Here is a 16,533-nt window from a genome sequence, read left to right as displayed (position 1 = left end):
AGCGAACTCCTGCGACCTGACTGTGTGCACTCACCTAGCACGACGCGCAGCGCGGCGGGAGACGGCGGCCGCATCGGAAGGTCTTGCAGCCTCGGAAGCCGCGCTGTCGTCGCCGAGCATGCGCTCCAGCGTCTCCAGCCGGTCGGCCTCGCCCGGCGGCTTGTCCCAGCGCAGCCGCGCAATGCGGGGAAAGCGCATGGCAAGGCCGGAACGATGGCGGGTGGAGCGCGCCAGCCCCTCGAACGCCACCTCCAGCACCAGCCCCTCGGTGGCGGTGTGGGTGACTTCCCGCACCGGGCCGAAGCGGTTGACGGTGTGGCGGCGCACGAAGCGGTCGATCTCCAGCAATTCCTCGTCGGTGAAGCCGAAATAGGCCTTGCCGACCGGCACCAGCTCGCCCTCTTCGGTCCAGACGCCGAAGGTGTAGTCGGAATAATAGGAGGAGCGCTTGCCGTGGCCGCGTTGCGCATACATCAGCACGGCATCGACGGTGTGCGGATCGCGCTTCCATTTCCACCACGGCCCCTTGGGCCGTCCCGGCAGATAGAGGCTGTCGGCACGCTTCAGCATCACCCCTTCCACCGCCTCGGCATCCGCGCCGGCACCATGCGAGGCAGGGTCGGCGCGAGCGGCCGCCAGGTCCTCCCAGCTGCCGAACGCCACCAGGGGCGAGAGGTCGAGCGGGCTTTCCAGATGCACGGCGATCAGCGCCTCCAGCCGCGCGCGGCGCGCCTCGAAGGGCAGGTTGCGCATGTCCTCGCCGGCCTCGAACAGCAAATCATAGGCGCGGATATGGGCCGGGAATTCCGCGATCAGCTTGGGCGTCACCGTCTTCCGGTTCAGCCGCTGCTGCAGCACGTTGAAGGACTGTACCCGCCCGTCGCGCAGGATCAGCAACTCGCCATCGACCGCGCCGTCAAAGGCCAGTGCCTCGGCGAGATCGGGGAAGGCGGGCGAGATGTCTTCGCCGGTGCGGCTATAGAGCCGCGCCACATGGCGCCCGGTATGGTCGGCGCCGCGCACCGCCTGCACGCGGATGCCGTCCCATTTCCACTCGCCCCGGAACGCGGCGGGATCGAGCGCGGCGAAGTCCGATTCCTCGATAGCATGGGACAACATCACCGGCCGAAACGGCGCCGGGTCCTCGGTCTCGGGGCGCGGTCCGCGGCCCTCGGCCCAGGCGAACAGTTCGGTGTAGGGCGGCTCCAGCCCGGGCCAGACCAGTTCTATCGCGTCCGGCTCCAGCTCACCCAGCGCCGCCACCGCGGTCTTGGCGAGCCGCGCCGAGACGCCGATGCGCAGGCTCCCGGTGATGAGCTTCAGCAGCGCCCAGCGTCCGGTCTCGTCGAGCCGATCGAGCAGCGCCGCGAGCACGGCCGGAAGCTCGGCCTTGCCGAGGGTGGAGAAGGCATGCACCACGGCGGAAAGTGACGGCGGCTCCGGATCGTTGCGGCCGTGCGGCGCCGGCCACATCAGCGCCACCGTCTCCGAGAGGTCGCCGACATAATCATAGGACAGCGCGAACAGCACCGGATCGGTGCGCTCGCTGATAAGCTGGCGGATCAGCCCGGCCTTGGCATTGCGGAACGACAGCGCCCCGGTGAGCGCAGCGAGCGCCCAGCCGCGCTCCGGATCCGGCACGTGGCGGAAATAATCGGTGATCAACCGCAGCTTGCCATTGCGGCGCGGCTCATAGGCGAGACGGTCGAGCAGCGCGGCGAAGCGGTTCATGCCGGCGCTCCCGGAGTCCCCTGTGGCTCCATGGCGGGCGCCGCGAGCTCACCCTCCTCCTCGCCATAGCCCACCATATGCAGCGGGCGGGCGCGCAGGCCGGCGAGCAGTGCCCAGTGCACCAGCGCGTCCTCCTGGCCGTGCGTCACCCACAGTTCCTCGCAGCCGGTGGCGAGGATCGAAGCTTGCAGGTCGTCCCAATCGGCATGGTCGGAGACGATCAGCGGCAGCTCGACGCCGTTCTGCCGGGCGCGGGCGCGGATGCGCATCCAGCCCGAGGCGAAGGAAGTGACCGGATCGGGGAATTTGCGTGACCACAGGTCGGTCAGCGAGCTTGGCGGGCAGATGGCGACGCGGCCGGCCAGCTCCGAGGGCTTGGCCTCGCGAGCCGGCAACACCTCGCCGAGATCGATGCCCTGCGCGATGTAATAGGCGGTCAGCCGCTCCATGGCGCCGTGCAGATAGATTGGCTGCGCATAACCGGCGGCGCGCAGCAGCGCGATCACCCGCTGCGCCTTGCCCAGCGCATAGGCGCCGACGAGGTGCGCCCGCTCCGGGAACAGCGCCAGTGAATCCATCAGCTTGCCGATCTCCGCCATCGGCTCGGGATGGCGGAATACCGGCAGGCCGAAGGTCGCCTCGGAGATGAAGACGGTGCACGGGATCGGCTCGAACGGCGTGCAGGTCGGGTCGGTGCCGGGCTTGTAGTCGCCGGACGCGACGATACGGCAGCCCTTGCACTCCACCGCGATCTGCGCCGAGCCGAGTATGTGCCCGGCCGGATGCAGCGTGACATCGACCCCGTCGATATGGATGGTCTCGCCATAGGCGGCGACCTGGGTTTTTCCCGCGAAATCCTGGCCATAGCGGATCGCCATGATGTCGAGCGTCTCGCGCGTCGCCAGCACCGCGCCATGGCCGGCGCGGGCGTGATCGGAATGGCCGTGGGTGATGATGGCGCGCTTCACCGGCCGGTGCGGATCGACATGAAAGTCGCCGGCCGGCGAATAAAGTCCCTCGGGCGTTGGCAGCAGCAGGTCTTCCGGGCGCATTGCGGAGAAGATATAGGGCGGCCAACGGATTGCGCGAGTTCCCAATGAGCAATGGCCCCTTGCATGTGTCTTCCGGCGATCCGGTGGTCGACCGCCGCCTCGAATGGGCGCGGGCGTTGATCGAGGAGGGCAATGCCGCGGATGCGGCGCACTTGCTGCTGGAGGTGACCGCGCGCGCCCCGGAATTCCTGCCACTGTGGTTCCTGCTTGCCGAGGCGCGCGAGAAGGCCGGCGACCCGGTCGGCGCCGCCGGCGCCTATGTCCGTGCGCTGCGCGCCGACCCCGCCGATCCGCTCGGCGCCGGGGTGCGGCTCGCCCGGCTCGGCGGCAATCGGGTCGAGGCGAAGATGAGCGAAGCCTATGTGCGCACGCTGTTCGACCAATATGCCGGCCGCTTCGACGAAGCGTTGGCGCGGCTGGATTATCGCGGTCCGGAGCTGATCCATGACGCGCTGGAGGCGGCGTGCGTCACGCTCGGCCGGCCTTTCGCCTTCGGCCGCGCGCTCGATCTCGGCTGCGGCACCGGGCTTGTCGGCGAGCGGCTTGCCGGCAAGGTTGGCAGGCTCGAAGGCGTCGATCTCTCGCCGAACATGATCGAGCAGGCCCGGCATCGCGGCGGCTATGACGCGCTCGAAGTCGGCGACATGCTGTCCTTCGTCGAACAGCAGGTGGCGGACACCGCCGAACTGATCTTCGCCGGCGACGCCTTCTGCTATCTCGACGACCTGGCGCCGATCTTCCATGAGAGTGCCCGGGCTCTGCAATCCGGCGGGCTGTTGGCCTTCACCGTCGAGACCCATGAAGGCGAGGGCGTCATCCTGCGCGACACGCTGCGCTATGCCCATGCCGAGGGCTATGTCCGCGAGAGGCTGGCGGAGGCCGGGGTAACGCTGGTCTCCAGCGAGCACGCCTCGACCCGCAAGGAAGGCACCGTGCCGGTGCCCGGACTGGTCGTGGTGGCGGTGAAGCGCTATTAGCACTTCCCAAACGACGTCATCCTGAGGTGCCGCGCAGCGGCCTCGAAGGATATCCGTCCCCGATGAACGCCATCTGCTTCAGCATCCTTCGAGGCTCGCTTACGCTCGCACCTCAGGATGACGTTGATCTTCAAAGTCGTGAATTTCCAGCGAGCCTCGAAGGATGCACGCACAAGCACTATCTTTCCCGCCGTGCCCCGCTCGCTCGCGATACCGACGCCGGACGAACTCCCCGACCGCTTCCGGCGCTGGTTCGCCTCGCGCGGGTGGGAGCCGCGTGCGCATCAGCTGGAACTGCTGGCCCTCGCCCGCGAGGGGCGTTCGGTGCTGCTCATCGCCCCGACCGGCGCCGGCAAGACATTGGCCGGCTTCCTGCCGACCCTGGTCGAACTCTCCGGCAACCGCAACGCGCCGCGCGGCCTGCACACGCTCTATATCTCGCCCTTGAAGGCGCTCGCCGTCGATGTCGCCCGCAATCTGGAGCGGCCGGCCGCCGAGATGGAATTGCCGGTGCGCATCGAGACCCGGACCGGCGACACCCCGGCCTCGCGCCGCCAGCGCCAGCGTCGCGACCCGCCGGACATATTGCTGACCACGCCGGAGCAGATCGCGCTGCTGCTGGCCTCCGCCGATGCGCCGCATCTGTTCAAGAACCTGCGCCGCATCGTGCTGGACGAACTGCACGCGCTGGCCGGCTCCAAGCGCGGCGACCTGCTCTCGCTCGGCCTTGCCCGGCTGCGCGCTCTGGCGCCCGAAGTGCAGACCGTCGGGCTTTCCGCCACGGTCGCCGATCCCGATACGCTGCGCCGCTGGCTGGTGCCGCAGACCGCCGCGAATGAGATGGGGGACCTTGTCATCGCCGAGGCCGGCGCCGCGCCGGACCTGTCAATGCTCGATACCGCGCGGCATCTGCCCTGGGCCGGGCACAGCGCGGTGCATGCGCTGCGCGAGGTCTATCAGCTCATCAAGGCGCACAAGACGACGCTGGTCTTCGTCAATACCCGCATGCAGGCCGAGCTGCTGTTCCAGGAGCTGTGGCACATCAATGACGACAATCTCCCGATCGCGCTCCATCACGGCTCGCTCGACGTCGCCCAGCGCCGGCGGGTGGAGGCGGCGATGGCGGATGGCGTGCTCAAGGCGGTGGTCTGCACCTCCTCGCTCGATCTCGGTATTGATTGGGGCGATGTCGATCTGGTGGTGAATGTGGGCGCGCCCAAGGGCTCGTCCCGCCTGATGCAGCGCATCGGCCGCGCCAATCACCGGCTCGACGAACCGAGCCAGGCCGTGCTGGTGCCGGCCAATCGCTTCGAGGTGCTTGAATGCCGCGCGGCCATGGAGGCTGTGCGCAACGGCGAACAGGATTCGGCCGTGATCCGTTCCGGCGGGCTCGATGTGCTGGCCCAGCACGTGCTCGGCATGGCCTGCGGCGCGCCGTTCGATGCGCTTGAGCTCTATAACGAGGTCGTCTCCGCCGAGCCTTATGCCGATCTCGATTGGGAGAGCTTCGAGCAGGTGATCGATTTCGTCGCCACCGGCGGCTATGCGCTGCGCGCCTATGAGCGCTTCGCCCGTATCCGCCGCACCAAGGATGGCCGCTGGCGCGTCGCCAATCCCATGGTGGCGCAGCAATACCGGCTGAATGTCGGCACCATCGTCGAGGCGACCATGCTGAAGGTCCGGCTCGCCAAGCCGAAATCCCGCTTTGGCGGGCGGGTGCTGGGAGAGGTGGAGGAGTATTTCGTCGAGACCATGAGCCCCGGCGACACCTTCGTCTTCGCCGGCGAGGTGCTGGAGTATCAGGCCATCATCGGCGAGGAGGTCTATGTCCAGCGCTCCTCCTCGAAGGACCCGCGCGTGCCGTCTTACGAGGGCGGCAAGTTTCCGCTCTCCACCTTCCTGGCCTCGCGCGTGCGCGCCATGCTGGCGACCCCGGAGCGCTGGAGCGCCCTGCCGGACCAGGTGCACGAATGGCTCGCCTATCAGCAGGAGCGCTCGCGCCTGCCGGGCCGCGAGGATCTGCTGGTCGAGACCTTTCCACGCGGCTCGCGGCATTATCTCGTCGCCTATCCGTTCGAGGGCAGGCTCGCCCACCAGACGCTCGGCATGCTGCTGACACGGCGGCTGGAGCGCGCCAAGCTGCGCCCGCTCGGCTTTGTCGCCAATGATTACGCCCTCGCTGTCTATGGCATGTCCGATCTGTCGATCGCCGTCCAACAGGGCCGGCTCGATCTCGACGCGCTGCTCGACGCCGACATGCTGGGCGACGACCTTGAGGAATGGCTGGCGGAATCCTCGCTGATGAAGCGCACCTTCCGGCAATGCGCGGTCATTGCCGGCCTCATCGAGCGGCGTTTTCCCGGCAAGGAGAAGAACAGCCGGCAGGTCACCATGTCGACCGACCTGATCTATGACGTGCTGCGCTCGCACGAGCCGCAGCATCTGCTGCTGCGCGCCGCCCGCTCCGACGCCGCCACCGGCCTGCTGGACATTCGCCGTCTCTCCGACATGCTGGCGCGCATTAAGGGGCGGATCGACCATGTGATTCTCGATCACGTCTCGCCGCTTGCCGTGCCGGTCATGCTTGAGATCGGCCGCGAGATGATCCATGGCGAGGCGGCGGATGCCTTGCTGGCGGAGGCCGAGGCGGAGCTGGTCAGGGAGGCGATGAGTGCTGGACGGCCACTACAATGAGCTTGGCGGCGAGGCAGAGGAGCGGACCGACGAGATCGACCTCGCCGGCGCGCGCCTCGTGCTCGATCCGGCCGGCGCGCTGTTCTGGCCCGATGAGCGCATCCTCATTGTCGCCGACCTGCATCTGGAGAAGGGTTCGGCCTTTGCCGAGCGCGGCGTGCCGCTGCCGCCCTACGACACCCGCGCCACGCTGACGCTGCTCGCCACCATCATCGCGCGCTGGCGCCCGCGCGCGCTCATTGCGCTCGGCGACAGCCTGCATGATCGCCGGGCCGCGCATCGCTTGGGCGCGGTCGAGCGGGAGGCGTTGGCCGATCTGGGCCGCGGCCGCGACATCATCTGGATCGCCGGCAATCATGATCCGGAGCCGGTGCCGCAACTCGGCGGCGTCCATGCCGATGAACTGACCATCGGGCCGCTGACCTTCCGCCACGAGCCGGTGGCCGGCGCGGCTGCGGGGGAAGTGGCGGGACATTTCCATCCCGTCGCCCGCATCGTGCGGCGCGGGCGCGGCATCCGCCGGCGCTGCTTCGCCGCGGACGCGACGCGCCTGGTGCTGCCGGCGCTCGGCGCCTATGCGGGCGGGCTCAATGTGCGCGATCCCGCGCTCGAAGCGCTGTTCACTGGTGCATATGCCGCGCATCTGGTCGGCGGCGCGCGGACCTATCGCATCGCCCACCACGCCTGCCTGGCCGATCGGGGTTGAGGTTGTCACGCGCTTCACAATCCGTCATGGCCGGCCTCGTGCCGGCCATCTCGATTCCGGATGCGCTGTCGGGAATCGAGATCCTCGGCACAAGGCCGAGGATGACGTTGCTATGGAATCGAGCGACGTTCTGATTAAACCCGCGACGCGGTCTTCTTCTTCGTCACCGGCACTTCGGTGCGGTCCCAGTCCGGGCTGGAAAGCGCGACATTGGCCTTGTCGTCGGTCAGTACCGCGCTCCAGGTCTGCACCGCGAAACGCAGCGTGATGAGTTGCTGCTGGTCGAGCCGGCTCGCCACCTCGTCGCGCTTGCGGCCGGCCTCCTGGTCGCCCTGCGCCGCGGCGAGCGAGAACCATTTCCAGCTCTCGCCGAGATCCTGCTTCACTCCGAGCCCGCGGGTATAGAGCACACCGAGATTATACTGGCTGTCGCGCACCCCGCGCTCGGCCGCCTTGCGGAACCACATCACCGCCTGGGTGTAGTCCGGCTGGCCGTCGACGCCCTCGGCGAGCAGCACGGCGAAATTGTGCATCGCCCGGACATTGCCGGCCTGCGCGGCGCTCGCATAGAGGTTGCGGGCGCGGGCGACATCGCGGCTGAGGCCCTCCGAGCCCTTCTCCAGCAGCACGCCGAGCCGGTAGGCCGCCGGGATCGAGCCGCGGGAGACGGCGAAGGCGAACCAGTCGGCAGCGCGGGCGGCGTTGGGGCCGACGCCGCGGCCTTCCGCGAAGCGGGCGCCGACCTCATAGGCGGCGGCCGGGTCGCCGGCCAGCGCGGCCGCGCGCAGCGCCGGCCCGCCAATGACGACCGGCAGATCCCCGGTCGGCGCGGCACCCGTCGGCTTGCCGAGCGACGAGGAGGGCGAAGCGCCGGGCGCCGGGGTCGGCAGCGGCGTGCCGACCGAGCCGGTGATGTCGGACGGATTCGGCGCACTGGGTGCCGCCGGGGCGGCGCCGAAGGTGGTTTCCCCGCCGACGACGCCGGAGGACGGCAGCGTGTCGGCGAACGGCACCTGCGCGGTGGAGCTCGCCGGGGGCGATGCGGTGATGGTGAGGCTGGGCTGCACCGGCGCGGCGGGCGTCGCCGCGGGCACGGGCTTCAAGCTGTCCTGGGCCGGCTGGGCGGCGCCGAGTTGCACCTCATGCAGCGTACCGGCGAGATGCCAGGCGCCGAACGCCAGCGCCGAGCCGCTCACCGCGACCAGCAGCGGCAGGCGGGCGCGCGAGAGCAGGCGCGACAGGCGGGAGGGGCCGGCATCTTTCGGTGCGCTGTCGTCCGCCTTGGGCTTGGTGGCGCTGGCGGATTGCGCGGCGCGGCGTGCGGCGGCGATGAAGTCGGCACGGCTCGGCGCCGGCTGTGCGTCTTCGCTGGCCGGGCGGCCGATGAGATCGTCCACCGTGGCTTCCGACTGGGCGATGCGTGCCGCCGTTGCCGCCGCGCGCTGGCGCGGCAGGCCGGAGCCGGGCTCCAGCGGGAAATCGTCCGGGAAGGCCGGCTCTTCATTGTCTTCCGCCGGCATCACCACCGGGGGCACCATGCCGGGCGGCACGGCCGGGTGGCGCAGCGGCGCGGTGGCCGCCACGGATGCGGGAGGCGACACGACCTGCGGGCGCGGCGCCGGCTCGACCGGTGCCGGCGTCTCGAACATGGGCTGCGGTTCGGCCGGCGTCGCGGGTACGGTGTCCAGCGAGGCGATGCGCTCGACGACACGCCCCAGCGTCTCGTGCACGGCTTCCAGCGTGTCGTAGGTGCGCCGTTCGCTGTTCACCTGCCGCGTGCCGAGATCGGCAAGCTCGCGCTGGATCAGCGCCATGCCGTCATTGTTCGTGGTGGCGCCGGCATATTCGGCGGCGGCGCTGCGGGCGCTGTGCTCGGCCGCGGCGATGGCGCTGGCGCGCGCCTCCTCCATCTGCACGAACAGGTCGCTCAGCGCGCGCTCGATGCCCGTGAGTTGGTCGAAGCGGCTGTCATTGGCGTTGATCCGCTCGGCGATCGATGCGATTTGCCGGCCGAGCGCCTCCACCGAGCCGCCGAGCGCGGCATCCGGGCGCGACATGCGCTCGATGCGCTCCACCAGCCCATCGAACAGCGTGTCCATACCGTCGGGCGCGGCGCGCGCCGCGCCGGCCACCGCACCATGCAGTTCGTCGAGGCGGCGAACGATATCGTCGAACGGTGCCGGGTCGTTGCCGGTCGCCGCCGCATAGGTGTCGATGCGGGCCGCAAGCTGGTCGATGCGCCGGCCGAGCGCTTCCACCACTTCGTGGGCGAGCCGCTCGTCCGGATTGGCGAAGCGCTCGATCTTGCCGACCAGCAGCGCCACCTGCTCGGCGAGCATGCGGACGGAATCATTGGAGAGCGCGCGGCCGAGCAGGTCGCGGATCTCGGAGGTCTGTGCCTGCAGGCGGGCCACCGTGGCGCCGTCGACGGTCTTGGCACTGACGATGTCGAGCTTGCGGGAGAGTGCCTCGATCTCGCGCTCGAGCGCCTCGGAGTTCTCCGGCGGACGCAATTCCTCCATCACGTCGCGCAGCCCGGCAAGGGTACGGACGATCTCGGCATTGGCCTCGCCGGAGCCCTGGCGCTCGATGCGCTGGGCGATCAGCCCGACCGCGCGCTCCAGTTCCTCGACAGCGCGGCGCGGCGCCAGTTCGGCCAGCGAGCGCTTGATCTCCGCCACGTCGCCACGCAGCGCCCCCACCGCCTCGCCTTGCGGCGCGGTGCGGGTGAGTTCGTTCATCTGGTCGGCGATGATGTTGAGCTGGCGCTCCAGCCCGGACAGATCGACCTCGCGCACGACCGGAGCCGGCGGCGGCACCGGAGCCTGTGGCGCGGGGGGCGGCAGGGCAGCCTTGGCCTGGCCGGCGGCGTCGAGCAGGCGCTGGCGCGCGGCAATCTCGGCCACCGCCGCGTCGAGCGCGGCATTGCGGCCCGGCGCGGCTGGGGAAGGCTGGGGCGGCGCGCTACGGTCGAGCTTGCGATTCAGCGTGTCGACGGTGCGGGCGATCTCGCTCATGCGCCGTTCAAAGCTGTCGGCCGGCGGCGCCTCGGTAGCCTGGGTCTCCGTGCGCTTCTCGTCGATCCGCTTTTCGTCGCTACGCTTCTCTTGCGCCAGCGATTCCAGGCGCTCGTTCAGCCGGCGAATGGTCTCGTCGAGATGAGTGGCCGCGGCGGCGCTGCCCTTGTCCGGGTCCTGCAGCAGCTTCTCGACCCGGGCATTGAGCGCGTCGAGCGCGGAGACCAGGCCCTCGCCATGCGGCGAGGCGATGCGGCTGCCGCGGTGCGGTGTTGCCGGAGGCTCGGCCCGGGCCAGGCGGTCGATCTCGCCGGCAAGGTCGCTGACCCGTCGCTGCAGGTCGCCGACCGCGACGGTGCCGCCGCGCGCAGTTGACGCGGCGGGCGCGGGCAGGTCGGCGGTGCCGGCCAGCAGCTTCGCCTTCAGCCATTCGCCGAACGGCATGCCGGACCGTCGCGCGGCCTCGCGCAGGGCCGCCCAGGCTTCCGAGTCGATGTGCTCGGGATTGGTCGGGGCGCCTTGCCTCACCTTGAAATCTCCGTCGCGGTCGGCGCCCATGCCGGTCGCGAAAGACACCAAAACGGTGCGAATCGCCGGACGGAACGCGAAAGGCCGTGTTTCCGCGACTTTTCCGTTTCTTGGTAAATGGCGCGTTAACATTCTCGAAATCCATAGGCCCGCCCGATACCTGCGCGAGGTCGGCGGCGACCGTCCTGCCGGAGCGGCAGGAGACGGTGCGAGCGGCTTTCCCGGGAGGCGATTCGACCTTACGTCACCCTTTGTGTGCGTCGCGGCATCGCGATGGCGCGATGCGAGATGTTTAGAATCAAGGAGATAGGCGGCGTTTAACAGTAAGTTGCCCTAACGTAGGGTGCGACTTTCTCCCCTTGCGGCAACCCACCTGCAACACTCCGGTCACGTTCACCCGATGCCCGTAACCAGCCGGAGTTGCCGAAATGGATTTCACCCACGCTGTCGACACCGATCGCCGCACCGATACGCACTCCGCGGTCGTTGCCGACGCACAGATTTTCACCATCGGTGACCTCGCCCGTGAGTTCGGCGTCACCCTGCGCGCCCTGCGCTTCTATGAGGACAAGGGCCTTCTCGAGCCGCGTCGCGAGGGCCTTACCCGGCTCTACAGCGCCGCCGAGCGCTCCCGCCTCGCCATCATCCTCAAGGGCAAGAAGCTCGGCTTCACCCTCGCCGAGATCAAGAGCATGGTCGCGTTGCGCGAAGGCGGCCCGATGCCCGCCGGTGGCCTCGCTCTGACCGCCGAGAAGTGCGTCGAGCAGGTGGCGCTCCTCGAGCGTCAGCGCACCGACATCGACGAGGCGATCGGCGAGCTCCGCCAGATGATCGCCGCTTTCCCGACCCGTACCGCAGCCTGATACGGATCGACTTTCCTCCTCCACACGTGCCGTGCCGTTGACGTTTCAGCCCAGACGGCGTCCTCCCCCGAGGGCGCCGTTTCTTTTGAAGGTTCGGACCCCCTCTGTGGCCATGCCGCCGCGCCGGCGCGGATTCGCACCGGGTGGCATCCACTTTCGCCATAAAAGCGATACTGTCCGGCGCCATGAGCCCTGACATGACCGCCCCCCGCACCGTCGTCCACTATTTCTCCATCCATAGCCCCTGGGCCTTCCTCGGCTACGCGCCTTTCGCCGAGATGGTCCAGCGCCATGGCGTGAAGGTCGAGCATCGCCCGGTTCTGCTCCCCGAGCTGTTCTCGCAGACCGGCGGCCTGCCGCTGGCCCGCCGCCACCCGGCCCGCCAGCGCTACCGCATGACGGAGCTGAAACGCTGGCGCGACAAGCGCGGTGCCGATTTCCACCTCAAGCCCGCCTTCTGGCCCTATGAGCCGGCTTTGGCCGACCGTGCCATCATCGCCGCCATTGCTGCCGGGATCGATCCGGACCCGCTGATCCGCCGCTTGTTCGCTGGTGTCTGGCAGCAGCAGGAGAACATGGCGGATCCGGCAGCGCTGCTCGGCGTGCTGGCCGAACTCGGCATATCCGCCGATGTCCTGATCGAGGCCGCGGGCACCGCCATCGCCGGCACCTATGCGGCCAACCAGAACCGGGCGATCGAGGCCGACGTGTTCGGCTCGCCCTCCTATGTGCTCGACGGCGAGGTGTTCTGGGGGCAGGATCGGATCGATCTGCTCGACGATGCGTTGTCATCGGGTCGCGCCCCCTTCACCTCGGAGGCGTGAGGCGCGCTGCCGGGAGGAGGCTCTCATGTCGACGGTTCGCAGAACCCCGGGTGTGGCTGCCTTTGCGCTGCTCGCCACAATGGCGGCGTCCCCCGTCTTCGCCCAGCAATCGCCGGCAAAGCCCGCTGCGCCGGTCGATCCGCAGGCAAACTTCACCATGCTGCAGGTCGAGGGCGGGCTGATGAAGCTCGACACCCGCACCGGCAAGCTCAGCTTCTGCTCGACCCGCGCCGGCGGCTGGGCGTGCGAACTGGTGCCGGAAGAGCGCTCGGCCTATGAAGACGAGATCACCCGGCTGAATAACCGCATCGCCACGCTGGAACGCGGCAATGTACCGCCCGGCGTGCCGGACATCGCCAAACCGCCTTTGGCGGGCCCGCCCACCGCGGGCGCACCCGAGCCGAAGGCCGGCCAGGGCAGTGGCGAGACCGCGCAAAAGAAGCCCGATGCCGGCGATTCCACCGACGACGAGGATGTGCGCAGCCACGTGGACCGCGCCATGGACATGGCCGAGCACGTGTTCCGCCGCTTCTTCGAAATGGTGCAGCGGCTGAAGGGCGAGACCGAGAAGCTGTAGGAGCCGCTCCCTCCAAACCGTCATCCCGGCCGGAGCGCAGCGCCGGGATCGTAAGAAGGTGAAGAGCGTTTGCGCGATCCCGGATCAGCCTGCGGCCGTCCGGGATGACGGCATATGGAAAATGGCCTCAACAACCCGCTATGAAGCCGTGGATCCGCGCCAGCGCCTGATCCGCCAGCGTTCCCGGGAAGCCGATGAACACGTGTGCGCCGCCCGGATAGACGGCGAGTTCGGTCGCATTGCCGGCGGCGAGCCAGCGCGGCGCCATGAACAGCGTATCGTCGACGAGCGGATCGCGGGTGCCGACCGAGAACAGCGCCGGTGGCAGGCCCGTGAGGCCGGCATAGAGCGGCGAGATGTCCGGGCTGGCCAGCGAGGCGTCCGCCACCTCGGTCATCGCCCGCAGATAGTGGCCGACGAACACATTGATATCGCGGGTGTTCAGCACCAGCGGCTCGTCGCCCCAGGCGCGCGCGCTCGGCGTCAGAGCGAGGTCGTAGCAGCCGGCATGCAGGCTGGCGGCGCGGAACGGCATGATGGCGTGCTTGTCGCGCAGCCGCAGCAACGTCGCCACCGAGAGATTGGCGCCGGCCGATTCGCCGCCAATGGCATAGCGCTCGGTGCCGAAGCGGGTCGGGCCCTCGCGCAGCAGCCAAAGCGCCGCCGCCTCGCAATCGTCCGGCCCCTTCGGCCAGGGCTCCTCCGGCGCGAGCCTGTAGTCAACCGAGACCACGGCAAAGCCCGTGCGTTCGACGAAGCGATGGTTCAGCCCGTCATTCTCTCGTGCCGAGCCCAGCGTCCAGCCGCCGCCATGAAGGTGCAGATAGACGCCTTTCGGCTCCGGGGGCGACAGCACGCGCAGCGGTATGGGGCCGTGCGGGCCGTCGATCTCGATCGCCTGCGCATAGGGGCTTTCCGGCGCCAGCGGAAACGGGCCCTTGCCTTCCAGCCGCAGCTTGCGGAGCATCGCCATCGGGAACACCCAGCGGTCCGGCACCGCGCCGAGCGCCTTGACGATGCCGGCATTGATCGCGCGGGTCTCGGCGGAGATGGCCGCAGGGTAGAACACCGCGGGATCGAGCGTGAGCGCGCCGCGCGGCTCCGTGGCAGGCTGGATGACGGTAGAGAAGGTCGGCATTCAAGGCTCCGCTGGTTAAGGGCGGGTGTCCGGTGCTGGCTGCGTGGGCTGGATAGGCCTATCCAAGCCCGGAACGGCCTGCCCGTCCAGCCGTGACGGTGCGGAAAAGAGGTTGCGCATGGCACGTATCAACCGCTCTCAAGCTCGCGAGACCCGGATCACCCGCCGTGTCACCGCGACCTTCGAGGTCGCGACCTCTGGTGCCGGCTTCACCGAGCTCACCGGCGCGGTGGTGGATTTCCTCAAGGAGATCAGGGCTGGGGACGGCGAGGCGACGCTGTTCTGCCGGCACACCTCGGCCTCGCTGACCATCCAGGAGAATGCCGATCCGGACGTGCGCACCGATCTCCTCACCGCGCTTCGGCACCTCGCGCCGGAGGATTTCGGCTGGGTTCATGACCTTGAAGGCCCGGACGACATGCCGGCGCATGTGAAGACCATGCTGACGGGGGTGTCATTGGCCATCCCGGTGATCGCCGGGCGCATGACACTCGGCACGTGGCAGGGCATCTATCTCATCGAACACCGGACAAAGCCGCATGTTCGCCAATTGATTGTGGCCTTCGCCGGCAATGAAGGATAGGAAGCGCCGCCCCGCGCCTTGCGCGGCGGGCCTCGCACAACCATGATCGCCGCGCAGCGCACGTGCCGAGTGCGGCGCGGGTGGAAAGGGCCGGTGTCAGGTGGACACGAATATGAGTTTCCGGCTGGTGATCGCCGATGATCACCCGCTGTTCCGCGGTGCCCTTAGGGAAGCAGTGGCGCGGCAATTCCCCGCCGCCGAGCTCTTCGAGGCCGGGGGCTTCGACGATCTCCAGGCGCTGCTGGAGCGCGAGGCCGATATCGACCTCGTGCTGCTGGATCTCGCCATGCCCGGCGTGCGCGGCTTCTCCGGGCTGATGTATCTGCGCGCGCAATATCCCGGCGTGCCGGTGGTGGTGGTCTCGGCCCATGAGGAAGCGGCGACCATCCGCCATTGCATGGATTTCGGCGCCTCCGGTTTCATCCCCAAGACCAGCGCGGCGGACACGATGCGCGGCGCGCTTGCCGCCGTGCTGGAGGGCCGCACCTGGACGCCGCCTGATGTCGATCTCGACGCCGGCGTTGACAAGGAGACGAAGGCGCTGGCCGGCCGGCTGGCGACGCTCACGCCGCAGCAGGTGCGGGTGCTGATGATGCTGTCGGAAGGCCTGCTCAACAAGCAGATCGCCTATGAGCTCGGGGTTTCCGAGGCGACGGTGAAGGCGCACGTCTCGGCGATCCTGCAGAAGCTCGGCGTCGAGAGCCGCACCCAGGCGGTGATCGCCGCCGCCAAGATCGAAGGCGGCCAGTGGGCGCCGGCGGCGGGGTGAAGAGGCTGTTTGCCGACTGGAAATTGCCAACGTCAGCCTGAGGTGCGAGCGCAGCGAGCCTCGAAGGCTGAAGCGGGGCGACGGTCATCCTTCGCGAACATCCGTCGAGGCTTGGGCTATGCCCAAGCACCTCAGGATGACGTGGTCTAAACCGGCACTCGGCGCGTCTCACGCCTTCTTGGCGAGGATGTCCCGGATCTCGGTCAGCAGCACCTCCTCCTTGGTCGGCGCCGCCGGCGCGGCTGCCGCCTCGGCGGCCTTGCGGCGCAGCCGGTTGATGCCCTTCACCACCAGGAACAGGATCCAGGCGATGATGAGGAAGTTGATCACCACGGTGATGAAGCTGCCATAGGCGAACACCGCGCCCTGCTTGCGCGCTTCGGCCAGCGAGCCTGCGGTGACGCTCGGCGACAGGCCGAGGAAGTAATTGGAAAAGTCCAGCCCGCCAAGCAGCGCGCCGACGATCGGCATGAACAGGTCGGAGACGATGGATTCGACGATGCGCCCGAAGGCGGCACCGATGATGACGCCGATGGCGAGATCGACGACATTTCCCTTCACCGCGAACTCGCGGAACTCCTTCAGCATGCGGCACCCCCAAGATTGAAGCCGGCGTCACGACATCACTGCCCTCGCACCCATTGCAGGGCGCGAAGGATAAGTCTGCTTCCGGCCGATTGCGGCTTCAAGCCGATTTTGCCATCGCGTTCTTGATGATACCGACAATCGCCAGCAGCACCGCGCCGCCGACGCCGCCGCCCGCGACCTGCTGTATGATCGAACCGATGTCGAGCCCGCCGCCGCTGGCCGCGCCGGCGCCGAGGACCGCGGACAGTATCTGCCCGCCGATGCCGCCGCCGACAATGCCAGCCACCGAGTTCCACAACGTGCCGAGATCGATATTCTTCGATGCTGCGCCGGCAAGGTTGCCGCCGACCGCGCCCGAAATAAGCTCGATGACAAGTTTAATAAGAGCCGGATCCATGCGCTTTTCCCTGGAATGCCAGCGCCGCTTGTCGGCGCACTGCGTAAAATAGCATAAGAGTAGGGCACTTGCCTGAAATACCAGCAGGC

14 protein-coding genes are annotated in these 16,533 nt (G+C 68.7%); 8 read left to right on the top strand and 6 right to left on the bottom strand.

Going from position 1 to position 16,533, the window contains the following annotated elements:
* Positions 1 to 30 precede the first annotated feature (30 nt).
* Positions 31 to 1,731, bottom strand: coding sequence for a cisplatin damage response ATP-dependent DNA ligase (locus tag G3545_RS16620; protein WP_170014394.1), 1,701 nt, complete (start codon positions 1,729 to 1,731; stop codon positions 31 to 33).
* Positions 1,728 to 2,783, bottom strand: a complete 1,056-nt coding sequence (locus G3545_RS16615; protein WP_170018123.1) for a ligase-associated DNA damage response exonuclease — start codon at positions 2,781 to 2,783, stop codon at positions 1,728 to 1,730. Before G3545_RS16615 ends, G3545_RS16620 begins: the two co-directional genes overlap by 4 nt.
* 44 nt (positions 2,784 to 2,827) lie before the next feature.
* On the opposite strand from G3545_RS16615, the gene G3545_RS16610 reads away from it, so the two are divergent.
* The 3 genes from G3545_RS16610 to pdeM all read left to right on the top strand — a co-directional run bounded on the left by G3545_RS16610 (position 2,828) and on the right by pdeM (position 7,160).
* Positions 2,828 to 3,760 (top strand): methyltransferase domain-containing protein, encoded by a 933-nt coding sequence (locus G3545_RS16610; RefSeq protein WP_170014393.1) that lies wholly within the window; start codon positions 2,828 to 2,830, stop codon positions 3,758 to 3,760.
* Positions 3,761 to 3,877: 117 nt separating this feature from the next.
* Positions 3,878 to 6,454, top strand: coding sequence for a ligase-associated DNA damage response DEXH box helicase (locus tag G3545_RS16605; RefSeq protein WP_170014392.1), 2,577 nt, complete (start codon positions 3,878 to 3,880; stop codon positions 6,452 to 6,454).
* Positions 6,435 to 7,160, top strand: a complete 726-nt coding sequence (gene pdeM, locus G3545_RS16600; RefSeq protein WP_170018122.1) for a ligase-associated DNA damage response endonuclease PdeM — start codon at positions 6,435 to 6,437, stop codon at positions 7,158 to 7,160. Before G3545_RS16605 ends, pdeM begins: the two co-directional genes overlap by 20 nt.
* Before the next feature lie 134 nt (positions 7,161 to 7,294).
* Here pdeM and G3545_RS16595 read toward each other — a convergent pair whose 3' ends face one another.
* Positions 7,295 to 10,705, bottom strand: coding sequence for an SEL1-like repeat protein (locus G3545_RS16595; protein WP_170014391.1), 3,411 nt, complete (start codon positions 10,703 to 10,705; stop codon positions 7,295 to 7,297).
* Positions 10,706 to 11,133: 428 nt separating this feature from the next.
* Between G3545_RS16595 and G3545_RS16590 the strand changes: the two genes are divergently transcribed.
* From G3545_RS16590 to G3545_RS16580, 3 genes are all read left to right on the top strand, one after another.
* Entirely contained in the window at positions 11,134 to 11,568 is a 435-nt protein-coding gene (locus G3545_RS16590; RefSeq protein WP_170014390.1) for a MerR family DNA-binding transcriptional regulator, read from the top strand.
* Positions 11,569 to 11,765: 197 nt separating this feature from the next.
* Complete coding sequence (locus tag G3545_RS16585) at positions 11,766 to 12,392, top strand: 2-hydroxychromene-2-carboxylate isomerase (RefSeq protein ID WP_170014389.1); 627 nt, start codon at positions 11,766 to 11,768, stop codon at positions 12,390 to 12,392.
* Between the two features lie 25 nt (positions 12,393 to 12,417).
* Entirely contained in the window at positions 12,418 to 12,969 is a 552-nt protein-coding gene (locus tag G3545_RS16580; protein ID WP_170014388.1) for a hypothetical protein, read from the top strand.
* Positions 12,970 to 13,096: 127 nt separating this feature from the next.
* On the opposite strand, the gene G3545_RS16575 is transcribed toward G3545_RS16580, so the two are convergent.
* Positions 13,097 to 14,107: an alpha/beta hydrolase gene (locus G3545_RS16575; protein WP_170014387.1), complete on the bottom strand. Its 1,011-nt coding sequence runs from the start codon at positions 14,105 to 14,107 to the stop codon at positions 13,097 to 13,099.
* 118 nt (positions 14,108 to 14,225) lie between these two features.
* On the opposite strand from G3545_RS16575, the gene G3545_RS16570 reads away from it, so the two are divergent.
* Both G3545_RS16570 and G3545_RS16565 read left to right on the top strand, forming a co-directional pair.
* A complete protein-coding gene (locus G3545_RS16570; RefSeq protein ID WP_170014386.1) occupies positions 14,226 to 14,690 on the top strand; it encodes a secondary thiamine-phosphate synthase enzyme YjbQ in 465 nt (154 codons plus the stop codon).
* Between the two features lie 112 nt (positions 14,691 to 14,802).
* Positions 14,803 to 15,459, top strand: coding sequence for a response regulator transcription factor (locus tag G3545_RS16565; protein ID WP_170014385.1), 657 nt, complete (start codon positions 14,803 to 14,805; stop codon positions 15,457 to 15,459).
* A gap of 168 nt (positions 15,460 to 15,627) precedes the next feature.
* On the opposite strand, the gene mscL is transcribed toward G3545_RS16565, so the two are convergent.
* Positions 15,628 to 16,047, bottom strand: coding sequence for a large conductance mechanosensitive channel protein MscL (mscL, locus tag G3545_RS16560; RefSeq protein WP_170014384.1), 420 nt, complete (start codon positions 16,045 to 16,047; stop codon positions 15,628 to 15,630).
* A 97-nt stretch (positions 16,048 to 16,144) separates the two neighbouring features.
* Positions 16,145 to 16,444, bottom strand: coding sequence for a hypothetical protein (locus G3545_RS16555; RefSeq protein WP_170014383.1), 300 nt, complete (start codon positions 16,442 to 16,444; stop codon positions 16,145 to 16,147).
* Positions 16,445 to 16,533: the final 89 nt, after the last annotated feature.

Origin of the sequence: Starkeya sp. ORNL1, assembly GCF_012971745.1 — a bacterium.
Taxonomy (GTDB): Bacteria; Pseudomonadota; Alphaproteobacteria; order Rhizobiales; family Xanthobacteraceae; genus Ancylobacter.
The sequence above is the reverse complement of the archived record's forward strand: the minus strand, read 5'-3'. Positions and strand labels throughout refer to the sequence as shown.